At 64.8% G+C, this 14408-nt stretch carries 7 protein-coding genes; 4 read left to right on the top strand and 3 right to left on the bottom strand.

Annotated features, from left to right (window positions below):
- Positions 1-155: 155 nt before the first annotated feature.
- Both gltA and gltX read right to left on the bottom strand, forming a co-directional pair.
- On the bottom strand, positions 156-1457 hold the full coding sequence (gene gltA, locus RRU_RS08300) for a citrate synthase (protein WP_011389475.1): 1302 nt from the start codon (positions 1455-1457) through the stop codon (positions 156-158).
- A gap of 127 nt (positions 1458-1584) precedes the next feature.
- Complete coding sequence (gene gltX, locus RRU_RS08305) at positions 1585-2991, bottom strand: glutamate--tRNA ligase (protein ID WP_011389476.1); 1407 nt, start codon at positions 2989-2991, stop codon at positions 1585-1587.
- Positions 2992-3169: 178 nt separating this feature from the next.
- Here gltX and RRU_RS08310 point away from each other — a divergent pair, with 178 nt between their 5' ends.
- Positions 3170-5389, top strand: a complete 2220-nt coding sequence (locus RRU_RS08310; RefSeq protein WP_011389477.1) for a ComEC/Rec2 family competence protein — start codon at positions 3170-3172, stop codon at positions 5387-5389.
- A gap of 10 nt (positions 5390-5399) precedes the next feature.
- Here the strand turns inward: RRU_RS08310 and RRU_RS08315 are convergent, their stop codons facing one another.
- Entirely contained in the window at positions 5400-6107 is a 708-nt protein-coding gene (locus RRU_RS08315; protein WP_011389478.1) for a PhoH family protein, read from the bottom strand.
- Positions 6108-6644: 537 nt separating this feature from the next.
- Between RRU_RS08315 and RRU_RS08320 the strand changes: the two genes are divergently transcribed.
- The 3 genes from RRU_RS08320 (at position 6645) to glgX (ending at position 14349) form a co-directional block, all read left to right on the top strand.
- Positions 6645-8711 carry an alpha-1,4-glucan--maltose-1-phosphate maltosyltransferase gene (locus RRU_RS08320; RefSeq protein ID WP_011389479.1) on the top strand — a complete coding sequence of 689 codons (2067 nt, stop codon included), beginning with the start codon at positions 6645-6647 and terminating at the stop codon, positions 8709-8711.
- 30 nt (positions 8712-8741) lie between these two features.
- Complete coding sequence (gene treS / locus RRU_RS08325; RefSeq protein WP_011389295.1) at positions 8742-12044, top strand: maltose alpha-D-glucosyltransferase; 3303 nt, start codon at positions 8742-8744, stop codon at positions 12042-12044.
- Positions 12045-12159: 115 nt separating this feature from the next.
- Entirely contained in the window at positions 12160-14349 is a 2190-nt protein-coding gene (gene glgX / locus RRU_RS08330; protein WP_011389296.1) for a glycogen debranching protein GlgX, read from the top strand.
- Positions 14350-14408 lie beyond the last annotated feature (59 nt).

The following is a 14408-nucleotide window of genomic DNA, read 5'->3' on the forward strand; positions in this document are numbered from 1 at the left end:
ATTTAGATTTAGATCAGGATTCAGATTTCAGGTCGATCAGACCTGAAATCTGAATCCTGATCTAAGGCGGTGAGCCGCCGGAGAGCGGGACGATAAAAAGGCGGTCTCCTTTGTGGAGGCCGCCTTTTTTTGATCGGGAGCGAAAAGCCTTGGGTTTAGCGCTTGTCCATCGGCAGGAAGTCGCGTTTGGTGGCGCCATTGTACAGCTGGCGCGGCCGGCCGATCTTCTGGTCGGGGTCCTCGATCATTTCCTTCCACTGGCTGATCCAGCCAACGGTGCGCGCCAGGGCGAACAGGCAGGTGAACATCGAGGTCGGGATGCCGATGGCGCGGAAGATGATGCCGGAATAGAAATCGACGTTGGGATAGAGCTTCTTTTCGATGAAGTATTCGTCTTCCAGCGCGATCTTTTCCAGCCGCATGGCGATTTCAAGCAGCGGCTCGTCGACGATGCCAAGCTCGTCGAGCACTTCGTGGCAGGTCGCGGCCATGATCTTGGCGCGCGGGTCGTAATTTTTGTAAACGCGGTGACCAAAGCCCATCAGACGGAACGGATCGTTCTTGTCCTTGGCTTTCTTGACGAAGTCGTCAACGCGATCGGGGCTGCCGATCTCGGTCAGCATCTTCAGCACGGCCTCATTGGCGCCGCCATGGGCGGGGCCCCACAGCGAGGCGATGCCGGCGGCGATACAGGCGAAGGGATTGGCCCCCGACGATCCGGCCAGCCGCACGGTCGAGGTCGAGGCGTTCTGCTCGTGGTCGGCATGCAAGATCAGGATGCGGTCCATGGCGCGGGCCAGAACCGGGCTGACCTTGTATTCCTCGCACGGGGTGGCGAACATCATGTGCAGGAAGTTTTCCGCGTAGGTCAGGTTGTTGCGCGGATACATGAAGGGCTGGCCCTGGGAGTACTTATAGGCCCAGGCGGCGATCGTCGGCATCTTCGCCACCAGCCGGTGCTGGGCGATCATGCGCTGGATCGGATCGGTGATGTCGATGCTGTCGTGATAGAAGGCCGAGAGCGCCCCGACCACGCCGCACATGACGGCCATCGGATGGGCATCGCGGCGGAAGCCGTCATAGAACTTGTGCAGCTGTTCGTGGACCATCGTGTGATAGGTGATGATCTTCTCGAACTCGGTCTTCTTGGGCGCCGTCGGCAATTCGCCGCGCAGCAAAAGATAGGCGACTTCGGTAAAGTCGCAGTGCATGGCAAGGTCTTCGATGGCATAGCCACGGTGGAGCAGGATGCCGGCGTCGCCGTCGATATAGGTCACGGCGGAGGAACAGCTGCCCGTCGAGGTATAGCCCGGATCGTAGGTGAACATCCCCGTTTCCGTGTAGAACTTGCGAATATCTACCACATCGGGCCCGGTCGAACCGCTCAGGATGGGAAATTCGTAACTTTTTCCTGAGCGGTTGTCGACAAGGGTCACGGTTTGCTTGGAGTCCGTCATAGGTCATTCCCCCATGCTAGAGTGATTCTAGAAATTCGGCGGGCATCTGCGAACCCATCGGCGTGGCGCACAATACACCAAGCCCCATCACCGCGATCAATTTTTTGTTGCCCGGCGGACCTTGCTATTAGGAGTGGCTTTGGGCGTCGCGAAGACGCCCGAGAGTCTCGTCGGGGCCAAGGATTTCCATGACCTCGAAGATCGGCGGCGAGACCGTGCTGCCGGTCAGCGCCGCGCGGATGGGCTGGGCGACCTTGCCCAATTTCACCCCGCGTTCCTCGGACATTACGCGCGCGAGATTTTCCAAGGAGTCGCGCGTCCACGGGGAGAAGTCATCAAGCTTGTCGATCAGGGCGGCCAGGATCGTCCGCCCCTCGTCATCAAGGGCCTTTTCGGCCTTGGCGTCGATCGCCAAAGGGCGCGGCCGGACATAGAAGGCGGCGAGGTCGGCCAGTTCGACCAGGGTCTTGGCCCGCTCCTTCAGCCCGGCCATTCCCGCCCGCAACAGGGCATGGCCGGCGGCCGGGATGTCGAGGCCCAAGGTGGATTCGAGTCGGGGAACGAGCAGGGCGGTCAGGCGGTCGTCATCGGTTTCGCGCATATACGACCCGTTGAGCGCCGTGAGCTTCTGCATATCGAAGCGCGAGGGCGAGCGGCCGATGCTTTCCAGGCTGAACCATTCGACGGCCTGTTCGGTGGTGAACACCTCGTCGTCGCCATGGGCCCAGCCCAGGCGGACCAGATAATTGCGCAAGGCCTCGGGCAGGAAGCCCATGTCGCGATAGGCCTCGGCGCCCAGCGCGCCATGGCGCTTGGACAGCTTGGCGCCATCGGCGCCGTGGATCAGCGGAATATGGGCGAAGACCGGCGTCTCCCATCCCAGGGCCCAGTAGAGCTGGGTCTGGCGGAAGGCGTTGGTCAGGTGATCGTCGCCGCGAATGACATGGGTTACCCCCATGTCGTGGTCATCGACCACCACCGAGAGCATATAGGTCGGCGTGCCGTCGCTGCGCAGCAAGATCATGTCGTCAAGCTGGTTGTTGGCGACCGTCACCGCCCCTTGAACGGAATCGGTGATCGTCGTCTCGCCGTCCTGGGGCGCCTTGAGGCGGATCACCGGGGCGACGCCAGCGGGGGCCTCGGAGGGATCGCGATCGCGCCACAGGCCGTTATAGCGCGGCGGCAGGCCCTTGGCTTTCTGCTCCTCGCGCATCGCCGTCAACTCGTCGGGGGTGCAATAGCAGCGATAGGCCAGACCCTTGGCCACCAGCTCGTGGGCGGCTTCGGCATGGCGGGCGGCGCGGGCGAACTGGAAGGTCGGCTCTTCGTCCCAATCCAGCCCCAGCCATTCCAAACCATCGAAAATCGCCGCCACCGCCTCGGGGGTGGATCGCACGCGGTCCGTGTCTTCGATGCGCAACAGGAAGCGGCCACCGTGATGGCGGGCGAACAACCAGTTGAACAGGGCGGTACGGGCGCCGCCGATATGCAGGAAACCGGTGGGCGAGGGCGCAAAACGGGTGACGACGGTCATGATCGTGTCCGGAATGGGAAAGCCAGGAATGGGAAAGCCAGGAATGGGAAAGCCAGAAAGGGTACGGGCAGGCGGGAAGACAAGGTGCGCGGGGCACACGGGGATGTCCGCCGATTGACGGCGGGTTCACCCGCGTGTGTACCATAGATAGGGGCTTGGGCACCAGACGCGAGGGGGAATGCGCAAGCAAAGTGAGGACGATGGCCAAAAAGAAGCCGGCGGGGTGGCGTCTTTTGACGAGGAGGAGGACATCGATCCGGGGCCAAGGATCGGCCCTCTGGCCCGTCTCCTCGTCGCCGAGCGGGCGGTCTGGGCGCTCTGGCTGCCCGTCGCCCTGGGGCTGGGCATCGCCCTTTATTTCTCCCTGAAAACCGAGCCGCCGGCCTGGGTGGCGCCCGCCGTGTTGGCGCTTCTCGCCCTGGCTTCGCCCCATGTCCGCGCCCGCGATGGCCTGACCGCCGCCAGCCGGGGGGTGATGGCTTTGGTGATCGGGTTTTGTGTCGCCCAGGCCTGGGCCTTGGGCGTCGCCGCCCCGGTGATCGAGCGCGAGGGCCGCCCCGGTCTAATCGAGGGCCGGGTGGTGGCGAACGAGCCGCTTGATCGCGGCTGGCGGATGATCCTTGACGATCTGACCATCGAGGGTCTGGAGGCGGCGAAAACCCCGCGCCGGATCCGCCTGCGCCTCCATCCCGGGCAGACCGGCGGGGTGGCGCCGCTCCCGGGCAGCCGGATCGCCGTGCTTGGCCAACTCGCCCCGCCGCCGACCCCGGTGGCCCCGGGCGTCTTCGATTTCGCTCGGGGGCTGTGGTTCGAGCGCATCGGCGGCGTCGGCTTCGCCCTTGGCCCGCTGCGCGGCCGCGGCAGTCTGGCCGAGGGGCCGGTTCCACGGATCCGCGCCGCCATCCAGGGCTGGCGCCAGGGGGTGACGGCGCGGATCATCGCCGCCGAACCAACCCTGCACGGGCCCTTGACCGCCGCCCTGATCACCGGCGAACAGCGGGCGATCGATCCCGAGATCCAAGAGGCGATGCGGGCTTCGGGATTGTCCCATCTGCTGGCGATTTCCGGCCTCAATATGTCGCTGGCCGCCGGTTTGATGTTCGTGCTGGTGCGCGGCGGGCTGGCGCTGTGGCCGCGCGCCGCCTTGCTGTGGCCGATCAAGAAGCTGGCCGCCGCCGCCGCCCTGGCCGGTTGCGCCGCCTATCTGGTGCTGTCGGGGGCGGGGGTGCCGGCCGAACGGGCCTTCATCATGACCGGTTTGGTCTTGCTGGCGGTGCTGGTCGATCGCACGGCGCTGTCGATGCGCACCCTGGCCCTGGCCGGGGTGGCGGTGTTGCTGATCGCGCCCGAAAGCCTGATGGGGGCGAGTTTCCAGATGTCGTTCGCCGCCGTCATCGCCCTGATCGCCACCTATGGCGCTCTGGGGCCGCAAGCCGGCCGTTGGCGGGCCGGCGGCGGCGGCGGGATGGGGCGGGCCGCGGCGCTTTATCTGGGCGGCGTCGCCCTGTCGACGGTGGTCGCCACCGTGGCGACCCTGCCCTATGGCGCCTATCATTTCCATCGGGTGGCGCTTTACGGGGTGGTCGCCAATATGATCGCCGTGCCGCTGACCGGTTTTTGGGTGATGCCCTGGTGTTTGGTGCTGCTGGCCCTGATGCCCTTCGGGCTGGAAGGCTTGGCGATGGCGCCTTTGGGCTGGGGGCTGGACGGCATCGTCGCCGTCGCCCGCTGGGTGGGCGGCTGGCCCGGAGCCCTGCTGGCGATTCCCGATGGACCGGGTTGGGCGCTGGGGCTGGTTAGCCTGGGCGGCTTGTGGCTCTGCCTGTGGACGCGGCCCTGGCGGCTGGCCGGGGTGGTGCCGATCCTGGTTGGCATGACCGTGCCGTGGCTGACGCCGCCCCCCGATGTGCTGATCAACGACGAGGGCACCCTGATCGCCGTGCGGGCGGCCGGCGGTCAGCTGGTCTTCAGCGATTTCCGCAAGGCGCGCTTCACCCGCGAGGTCTGGGGGGAGGCCTTTGGCGGAGCGGCGGGCGAGGGGCGCTTTCCGGTGGCCGGCGCCTCGGCCGATGGCCGGCTGGTTTGTGATGGCGAAGGCTGCCTGTACCGGCGCCCGGGGCTCGTTATCGCCCTGCCGCGCACCCTGGGCGCGGCCTTTGAAGACAGGGCCCTGGCCGATCTGGTGATCGTACCCTTCGCCCGCTTCGCGTCCCCCCCGCCCCCCCTTGCCCCCGGGCGCGGGCCGGGGTGGATCATCGATCGCGGCGATCTGATCGGCGGCGGCGCCCATGCCCTGTGGATCGCCGATGACGGCCAAGTGACCCTGCGCACGGTCGCCGGCGAGCGCGGACACCGCCCCTGGACCGGGAAACCGGGTCCAGGCGACGGGGCGCGTTAGGGGCTGGGGGTCAGGCCAGCAGCGGCATCATCGCCGCGACCAAGGGATGGCGGACGATATCCTCGGCCCCCAGGCGGACGATGGCGACGTCTTCCAGGGGTTCAAGCCGGCGCACCGCGTCATCCAGGCCGGAAACCCCGGGCAGCAAATCGGATTGGTCGGGATCGCCGGTCACCACCATGGTCGAATGCCAGCCCAGGCGGGTCAGCAGCATCTTGATCTGCATGAAGGTCATGTTCTGGGCTTCATCGACCACCAGGAAGCTGCGCGAGATGGTGCGCCCGCGCATATAGGCCAAGGGCGCGACCTCGACCGTGCCGTCCTTAACCATCTGGCGCACCTGTTTGGCGCCCAGGCGATCCGACAGCGCGTCATAGATCGGGCGCATCCACGGGTCCATCTTCTCGTTGATGTCGCCGGGCAGGAAGCCAAGGCTTTCCCCGGCCTCGACCACCGGGCGGGTGATGACGATGCGGGCGATCTGCCCGGAGGTAAGCGCCTCCACCGCCTTGGCCACCGCCAGATAGGTTTTTCCGGTGCCCGCCGGCCCCAGCGCCATGGTCAGCGGATGGCTGTCGATGGCCCGCATCAACAGGTCTTGATTGGTGGTGCGGGGCTTGACGGTCTTCAGATAGCTCTGGTCGCGGCGACCCTCGTCGAGGGGATCCCAGGCGGAGCTTGGAAGGCTCTGCACGACGGCGGCGGTACGCTTGGCCATGGCTGTCTCTCCTTTGATTCCCTTTAGGCTCCCCGGCGCGGACCGGGGCGGTCCTTCGCGGGGAAGGGCGACCATGAAAAAACGCCTCCCTCAGGGGAAGCGTTGGCGGAGCGGGCGCGAGGATGACGGGGACGAGAGGGGAACGGGGTGGGGGGGCTTGGGCGTGGTCGCGCCCGGGTGGCGCGGGCGCCGACCCGAAGAACGGGAAGACGCCTGAGAGCAAAACTGAGAACCGGCAGAGGCCATCCCCGTCATTCTCCCCGAACCCGCTTGGCAAGGGCAAGAAACCACCCCTGATCCTTGAAAAACCCTAGCAGGTTTTTCCCGTCTGTCATGGGGTTTTCGTGTGACCCCTTCGTGACATCCACCAGATGTTGAGTGTGGTAGCCCGATCTTCCTGGGGTCTGGTTGGCTAAGCTTGGCCTTCCGTCACACCCTGATCTGCAACTCTTTCCCCCCTGCGGACGTTCCATTGAGGATTCCCGGCTTCAAAAGGTCCCGGCTCTCCGGGGCTCCTCGAGAAGGAACGAATGATCGATGTCTTCCGCCCTCCCGCCTTTTCGCCCCTCTCTCGTCTCCGACCCGTTGTCGGCAAGGCAAGACCCCTCCCTTCCCGGCATTCTCCCGGTCAGCGCGCCGATCCTGATCGAGGATATCGGGCCGCGGGTGAGCGACGGCCGCTATCCGATCAAGCGGGTCTTGGGCGAGGGCGTGGTGGTCAGCGCGGCGGTTTTTCGCGATGGCCATGTGCCGCTGGCCGCCGCCCTGCTGTGGCGCCGCTCCCCCCGGCCCGGGGAGCCCGCCGGGGGGCGGGGGGCGTGGCACGAGGTGCCCCTGACCCAGATCGAACCGGGGCTGGCGCGCTGGCGGGCCCGCTTCGATCCTCCCGCCATCGGTCGCTTTGATTACCTCATCGAGGCCTGGAGCGATGACTGGGCGGGCTGGCGCCACGATACCCTGATCAAACGCGACGCCGGGCTTGATCTTTCGCTGGAGGTCCTGGAGGGCATGGCCTTGATCGAGGCGACGATCGCCCGCATCGACGGCACGGACCAAGCCGCCGATCAAGGCTTGCTGAGCTCTTGGCTGGCCGATGCCCAAGGGCTGGAAACGGCCGGCGGCCGGGCGACCCTGATGCTGTCGGAGACCCTTGACGCGGTGATGGCCCGCCATCCCGATCGCTCCGGGGCGGTGCGCTCGGGCCCGCCCTTGTCGGTGGTCGTCGATCCGCCGCGCGCCGGCTTCGCCGCTTGGTATGAGATGGCGCCGCGCTCCCAGGCCAGCGAGCCCGGGCGCTGGGGGACCTTCGCCGATTGCGCCGCCCGCCTGCCCGATATTCGCGCCATGGGCTTTGACACCTTGTATCTGATGCCCATCCATCCGATCGGTCGCATCCACCGCAAGGGCCCCAACAACAGCCTGAAGGCGGGGCCCGACGATCCGGGCAGTCCCTATGCCATCGGCGCGGCCGAGGGCGGCCATACCGCCATCCACCCCGAATTGGGAACGCTCGATGAGTTTCGCGCCCTGGTCGCCCAGGCCGGGGAAATGGGCATGGATGTGGCCCTTGATATCGCCATCCAATGCGCCCCCGACCACCCCTGGGTGAGCGAGCATCCCGAGTGGTTCGAATTTCGGCCCGACGGCACCATCAAATATGCCGAAAACCCGCCCAAGAAATATCAAGACATCGTCAATCTCGCCTTCTGGGGACCCCACCGCCAAGAGCTGTGGCTGGCCCTGCTTGAGGTTTTCACCTTCTGGGCCGAGCAGGGCGTGCGCGTCTTCCGCGTCGACAATCCCCACACCAAACCGGTGCCGTTCTGGGAATGGCTGATCGCCACGGTGAAGGCCCGCTATCCCGACTGCATTTTTCTGGCCGAGGCCTTTACCCGGCCGCCGATGATGAAAATGCTGGCCAAGATCGGCTTCACCCAATCCTACAGCTATTTCACCTGGAGGACGACCAAGGCCGAGCTGACCAGCTATATGGAAGAGCTGGTCGAGGATGATCCCGCCGATTACATGCGGGTCAATTTCTTCGCCAATACCCCCGATATCTTGCCCTTTCACCTGCAGACCGGCGGTCGGCCGGCCTTCATGCAGCGCCTTGTTCTCGCCGCCACGCTGTCAAGCGTCTATGGCATCCATAACGGCTTCGAGCTGTGCGAGAACGCGGCGATCCCGGGCAAGGAGGAATACGCCGACAGCGAGAAGTATGACTTCAAGCCCCGCGACTGGAACGCCGAGGGCAACATCAAGGATCTGATCGCCAAGGTGAACTGGATCCGCAACGAAAACCCGGCCCTGCAAGCCTTTCGGACCCTGCGGTTTTTCCGCGCCGACAACGACCAGATCCTGTTCTACGGCAAGATGACCGGGGATCGGGCCAATATCATCCTCGTGGCCGTCAATCTTGATCCCCATGCCGGCCAGGGCGGGCTGCTGTGGTTGCCGCTGGCCGAAATGGGCCTCAGCGATGGACAGCCCTTCATTGTCGAAGAGTTGCTGTCGGGAACCCGGCTGGAATGGACGGGCAGCCCCCATCACTACTGGTTCGATCCGGCGACCAACCCCGCCGCCATCTTTCGCATCACCCCCTGAGTCCCGTTTCGCCGGCAACCGGAGCCTTCCATGAGCGACTTCCTATGGTACAAGGACGCCATCGTCTATCAGCTTCATGTAAAAGCCTTTTTTGATTCGAACGGTGACGGGTTCGGCGATTTCAAGGGGCTGACCGAAAAGCTGGATTACCTCTCCGATCTTGGGGTGACGGCGGTGTGGATCTTGCCGTTCTATCCCTCGCCGCTGCGCGATGACGGCTATGACATCGCCGATTACAAGGCCATCCACCGCGCCTATGGCACCATGGGCGATTTCCGCCGCTTCGTGCGCGAGGCCCATGAGCGCGGGTTGAAGGTCATCACCGAACTGGTGATCAATCACACCAGCGATCAGCACGCCTGGTTCCAGCGCGCCCGCGAAGCCAAGCCCGGCAGCAAGGCCCGCGACATGTACGTGTGGTCCGACACCGACCAGCGCTATTTGGATACGCGCATCATTTTCACCGATACCGAAACCTCGAACTGGGCCTGGGATCCGCTGGCCAAGGCCTATTACTGGCACCGCTTCTTCGCCCATCAGCCCGATCTCAACTGGGACAATCCGCGAATTTTCGAGGAGATCACCCGGGTGATGAAGTTCTGGCTTGATTGCGGCGTCGATGGCATGCGCCTGGACGCCATTCCTTATTTGGTCGAACGCGACGGCACGAATAACGAAAACCTGCCCGAAACCCATGTCGTCCTCAAGCGGCTGCGCGCTTGGCTTGATGCCCATTATGAAGACCGGATGTTCCTGGCCGAGGCCAATCAATGGCCCGAGGACGTGCGCGAGTATTTCGGCGAAGCCGGCGACGAATGCCACATGGCCTTCCACTTTCCGGTGATGCCGCGCATCTATATGGCCGTGGCCCAGGAAGACCGCCATCCGATCACCGATATCATGCGCCAGACCCCGGAGATCCCAGCGGCTTGCCAATGGGCGATCTTCCTGCGCAATCACGATGAACTGACGCTCGAAATGGTCACCGACCGCGAGCGCGACTATATGAACACCTTCTATGCCAATGATTCGCGGGCCCGAATCAACGTCGGCATCCGTCGGCGCCTGGCGCCTTTGCTTGATAACGATCGCCGCAAGATCGAATTGCTCAACAGCCTTTTGATGTCGATGCCGGGTACGCCGATCATCTATTACGGCGACGAGATCGGCATGGGCGACAATATTTTCCTGGGCGATCGCGATGGCGTGCGCACGCCCATGCAATGGTCGCCCGACCGCAACGGCGGCTTTTCGCGGGCCGATCCCGCCTCGCTTTATCTGCCGACGATCATGGATGCGGTCTATGGCTTCTTCGCCGTCAATGTCGAGGCCCAGTCGCGCTCGCCATCCTCGCTGCTCAACTGGATGCGCCGGCTGATCGCCGTGCGCAAGCGCCACCCCTCCTTCGGGCGCGGCACCTTGCGCTTTCTCTATCCCGGCAACCGCAAGATCCTGGCTTACTTGCGGGAATTCGAGGGCGAGGTGATCTTGTGCGTGGCCAATCTGTCGCGTGCCCCGCAGCCGGCCGAATTGGGGCTGGCCGAGTTTTCCGGGCGGGTTCCGGTCGAGATGCTGGGCAACAGCGTCTTTCCGCCGATCGGCGAGTTGCACTATTTCATCACCCTGCCGGCCTATGGCTTCTATTGGTTCCGCCTGTCGAAGGGCGAGGGGCCGAGCTGGCATGAACCGCCGGTCGAGCCCTTGCCCGATCTTTCGACCCTGGTTCTTCCCCGTATCTGGGACAGCCTGGGCAGCGATGGGCCCTTGCGCCAGATCCAGGGGGATATCCTGCCGGCCTTCCTGCCCAAGCAACGCTGGTTCTCTGGCAAGGAGCATTCCCTGCGCGGCGTCGAGATGACCGACCACGCGGTGATTTCGGCCCCCGGCGCCGCTTCGGGCTGGATGCTCGCCCTGTGGCGCGCCGATTACAAGGATGGCGCCCCGGGGCAAACCTTCCAATTGCCCCTTGATATCGCCTGGGAAAGTCGCGAGGACGATCCCTTGTCCCGGCTGCTGCCCTTTACCTTGGCCCGGGTGCGGCGGGTCAACCGCGTTGGCGCCCTCTATGACGCCATGGCCGGCCCGGCTTTCCCGCTCGCCTTGGTGCAGGCGATGGCCGAAGGCGCGAACGTGACGACGGCCAAGGGCGGCGGTTTGCGCTTCACCCGGACCCAGGCCTTCCCCGCCGGCCCGCTTCCCGGCCCCGAAGCGGTGGCCCGCCTGGGGCGTGAGCAATCCAACACCTCGATCAAACTTGGCGAGGATATGGTTCTCAAGCTCTATCGCCGGGTCGAGGCCGGGATTCATCCAGAAATCGAAATCGGCCGCTTCCTGACCGATGTCGCCGGCTTCGCCAACGCCCCGCCGCTGCTTGGCGCGCTCGAGCATATCGATGCTAAGGGCGCCATCTCGGCCCTGGCGGTGCTGCAGGGCTTCGTGCGCAATCAGGGCGATGGCTGGGACTACATGCTGGCCTATCTCGACCGCTTCCTCGACGACAGGGCCCAGGCGCCGGCCGAGGTCGGCGAGGGCGGCGGGCCGGCCGGCTCGCCCCATGGCATCATCCACGCCCAGGCCGATATCCTTGGCCAGCGCGTCGCCGAGCTTCACCACGCCTTCGCCACCCCGACCGAGGACCCGGCCTTTTCCGCCGAAGCCGTCGGGCCGGAGGATCTGGCGAGCTGGCGCGAGCAAGTGCGCACCCAGGCGGCCCAGGCCCGTCAGGCCCTTGACACCGCCTTGCCCGGGCTGTCCGCAGAGGTGGCGGGGCTGGTCACCCGACTGCTGGACTGCTGGGAGCGGATCGACGCCCGCGTCGACGCGCCGATTTCTTTGGCCGAGGGGCTGGTCAAAACCCGCATCCATGGCGACCTTCATCTGGGGCAGGTGGTGGTGGTGCGCGATGACTTCCATATTCTCGATTTCGAGGGCGAGCCGGTGAAGGGACTGAGTGAGCGGCGCGACAAACACTGCCCGTTGAAAGACGTGGCCGGCATGCTTCGCTCGTTCGATTACGCGGCGTGGTCGGCGGCGCTGAGCTTCCGCCAAACCCATGCCGAGGTGCGGATCGACGTACTGCCCGCGCTTGGCGTTTGGCAGGAGGAAATCCGCGAGGCTTTCCTCGCCGGCTATGACCGGGCCATCGCCGGATGTCCCTCGGTTCCGGCCCTTGAGGAGGGGCGAAGGGACCTCCTTTCACTATTCATGCTGGAAAAAGCCCTCTATGAGGTATCTTACGAAGCCGCCAATCGTCCGGACTGGTTACGAATTCCCATCGGCGGCGTTTTGCGCCTGCTTGGAGAGGGGCCATCGGACGAGATCAAACCGCGTTGAACCAGAGTCCTTTGACGCAGATATTTTGATCTGAATTCAATAAGATAGGGTGGCTAAAGCGCGGATTGGCCGGTGACCGGTCGTCCGCTTGCCGCCCTAAGGAGGACGTCCCAGCATGCCGCTTACGCGACCGCGAGTCTGGCCCGGCCGCCCCTATCCCCTTGGCGGGACCTGGGATGGCCGGGGGGTCAATTTTGCGTTGTTTTCCGAGCATGCGGAAAAGGTGGAACTTTGCCTTTTCGACGGGGATGACGGCCGGGAACTCTCGCGCGTTCCTCTTCCCGAATACACCGATGAGATTTGGCATGGCTATCTGCCCGACGTTCGCCCGGGCCAGCGCTACGGCTATCGGGTTTACGGCCCCTATGCCCCCCATGCCGGCCATCGTTTCAATCCCAACAAGCTGGTGCTCGACCCTTACGCCCGTTCGTGGGGCGGGCGCCTGCAGTGGACCGATGCCCATTTCGGCTATCGCTTCGGCGCGGCGTCGGAAGATCTGACCTTCGACACCCGCGACAATTCCGCCTTCATGCCCAAATGCGTCATCGTCGAAACCGCCTTCACCTGGGATGACGACCGCGCCCCGCGCCGGCCCTGGCACGACAGCGTGTTGTACGAGCTTCACGTCAAGGGCTTCACCATCCGCCATCCCGAGGTGCCGCGCGCCATTCGCGGCACCTTCGCCGGCATGTCGACCCAGGCGGTGGTGTCCTATCTGAAATCCCTGGGCATCACGGCGATCGAGCTTTTGCCGGTTCAGGCCTTTGTCGATGAGCGCCATCTGGTCAAGAACAACTTGACCAATTATTGGGGTTACGCCTCGCTGGGTTATTTCGCCCCCCAGCCGTCCTATCTGGCCAGCGGCAAGCTGGGCGAGTTCAAGACCTTCGTGCAGGTCATGCATGACGCCGGCATCGAGGTTATCCTTGATGTCGTTTACAACCATACGGCCGAGGGCAATCACCTTGGCCCGACCTTCAGTTTCAAAGGCATCGACAACGCCAGCTATTACCGGCTGGTGCCGGGCAACGAGCGTTTCTACGCCGACAGCACGGGCTGCGGCAACGCGCTCAACCTGCGCCACCCCCGGGTTTTGCAGATGGTCATGGACTCGCTGCGCTATTGGGTGCGCGAGATGCATGTCGATGGTTTCCGCTTCGATCTGGCGACGACCCTGGCCCGCGACCACGGCCGCTTCGATCCCCATTCCGCCTTTATCGAGGCCCTGCGCCAGGATCCGGTGCTCTCCACCGTCAAGCTGATCGCCGAGCCCTGGGACGTCGGCGATGGCGGCTACCGGCTGGGCGGCTTCCCCCCGGGCTTCGCCGAATGGAATGACCGTTACCGCGATACCGTGCGGCGCTTTTGGAAGGGCGATCGCGGGCAGGTGGCCGATCTGGCGACCCGGCTGACCGGGTCTTCGGACCTGTTCGCCAATCGCGGCCGCTGCCCCTGGGCCAGCATCAATTTCGTCACCGCCCATGACGGGTTCACCCTGGCCGATCTTGTCTCCTACAACGGCAAGCACAACGAGGCCAATGGCGAGAACAACCGGGACGGCACGGATAACAACAATTCGTGGAACCACGGGATTGAAGGGCCGACCTCGGATCCGTCGATCCAGGCCTTGCGCCGTCGGCAGGTGCGGAACTTCCTTGCCACCTTGCTGTTGTCGCAAGGGGTGCCGATGCTGGTGGCCGGCGATGAATTCGGGCGCAGCCAGCGCGGCAACAACAATCCCTACTGCCAGGACAACGAGATTTCCTGGATCAATTGGGCGGCGATCGATGCCGAGGGCCAGTCCCTCGCCCGCATGGTGCGCTGGCTGATACGCTTGCGCCGGCGCCATATCGTCTTTCATCGCAACCGCTTCTTTCACGGAACGACCCTGCGCGGCACCGATGTCAAGGACATCACCTGGCTTGAGCCCGACGGCCGCGAGCGCTCCGATGCCCGCGATTGGACCGACCCGGAAGAGCGTTTCCTGGCCTTTCTCATCCGCGGCGAGGCCGGCGAGTACTTTGTGACCGAAATGGGCGATCCCGAGCCCGATCATAGCTTTTTGGTAGCCCTGAACGCCGATTCCCGCCCGGTGCCGATGCTTCTGCCCGTGCTGACGGCGGGCACGCGCTGGGTCTTGCTGTTCGACACGGCGCGGCCGGGGGCGGAACGGCGCCCGGCCCCGGCCGACGGCAAGATGTATTCGGTGGAGGGGCGATCGCTGACGGTGTTCCGGCGCGAGCCGGGACTGCGGGATGGGGATGGGGATGGTCCCTGGGAATTGGATGGCTTCCCCGAGGTATGAAGGGGGGGCCCAAGGGTGGAGAGAGGGACGGATGACGGACGGCACCCCCGGAGTATTGA

The organism is Rhodospirillum rubrum ATCC 11170, from assembly GCF_000013085.1.
In the GTDB taxonomy this organism is placed as follows: Bacteria; Pseudomonadota; Alphaproteobacteria; order Rhodospirillales; family Rhodospirillaceae; genus Rhodospirillum; species Rhodospirillum rubrum.

Excerpts from the sequence above, each read along its gene's own strand:
- gltA (WP_011389475.1), bottom strand. The coding sequence starts at position 1,457 with ATGACGGACTCCAAGCAAACCGTGACCCTTGTCGACAACCGCTCAGGA.
- gltX (WP_011389476.1), bottom strand. The coding sequence starts at position 2,991 with ATGACCGTCGTCACCCGTTTTGCGCCCTCGCCCACCGGTTTCCTGCAT.
- RRU_RS08310 (WP_011389477.1), top strand. The coding sequence starts at position 3,170 with ATGCGCAAGCAAAGTGAGGACGATGGCCAAAAAGAAGCCGGCGGGGTG.
- RRU_RS08315 (WP_011389478.1), bottom strand. The coding sequence starts at position 6,107 with ATGGCCAAGCGTACCGCCGCCGTCGTGCAGAGCCTTCCAAGCTCCGCC.
- RRU_RS08320 (WP_011389479.1), top strand. The coding sequence starts at position 6,645 with ATGTCTTCCGCCCTCCCGCCTTTTCGCCCCTCTCTCGTCTCCGACCCG.
- treS (WP_011389295.1), top strand. The coding sequence starts at position 8,742 with ATGAGCGACTTCCTATGGTACAAGGACGCCATCGTCTATCAGCTTCAT.
- glgX (WP_011389296.1), top strand. The coding sequence starts at position 12,160 with ATGCCGCTTACGCGACCGCGAGTCTGGCCCGGCCGCCCCTATCCCCTT.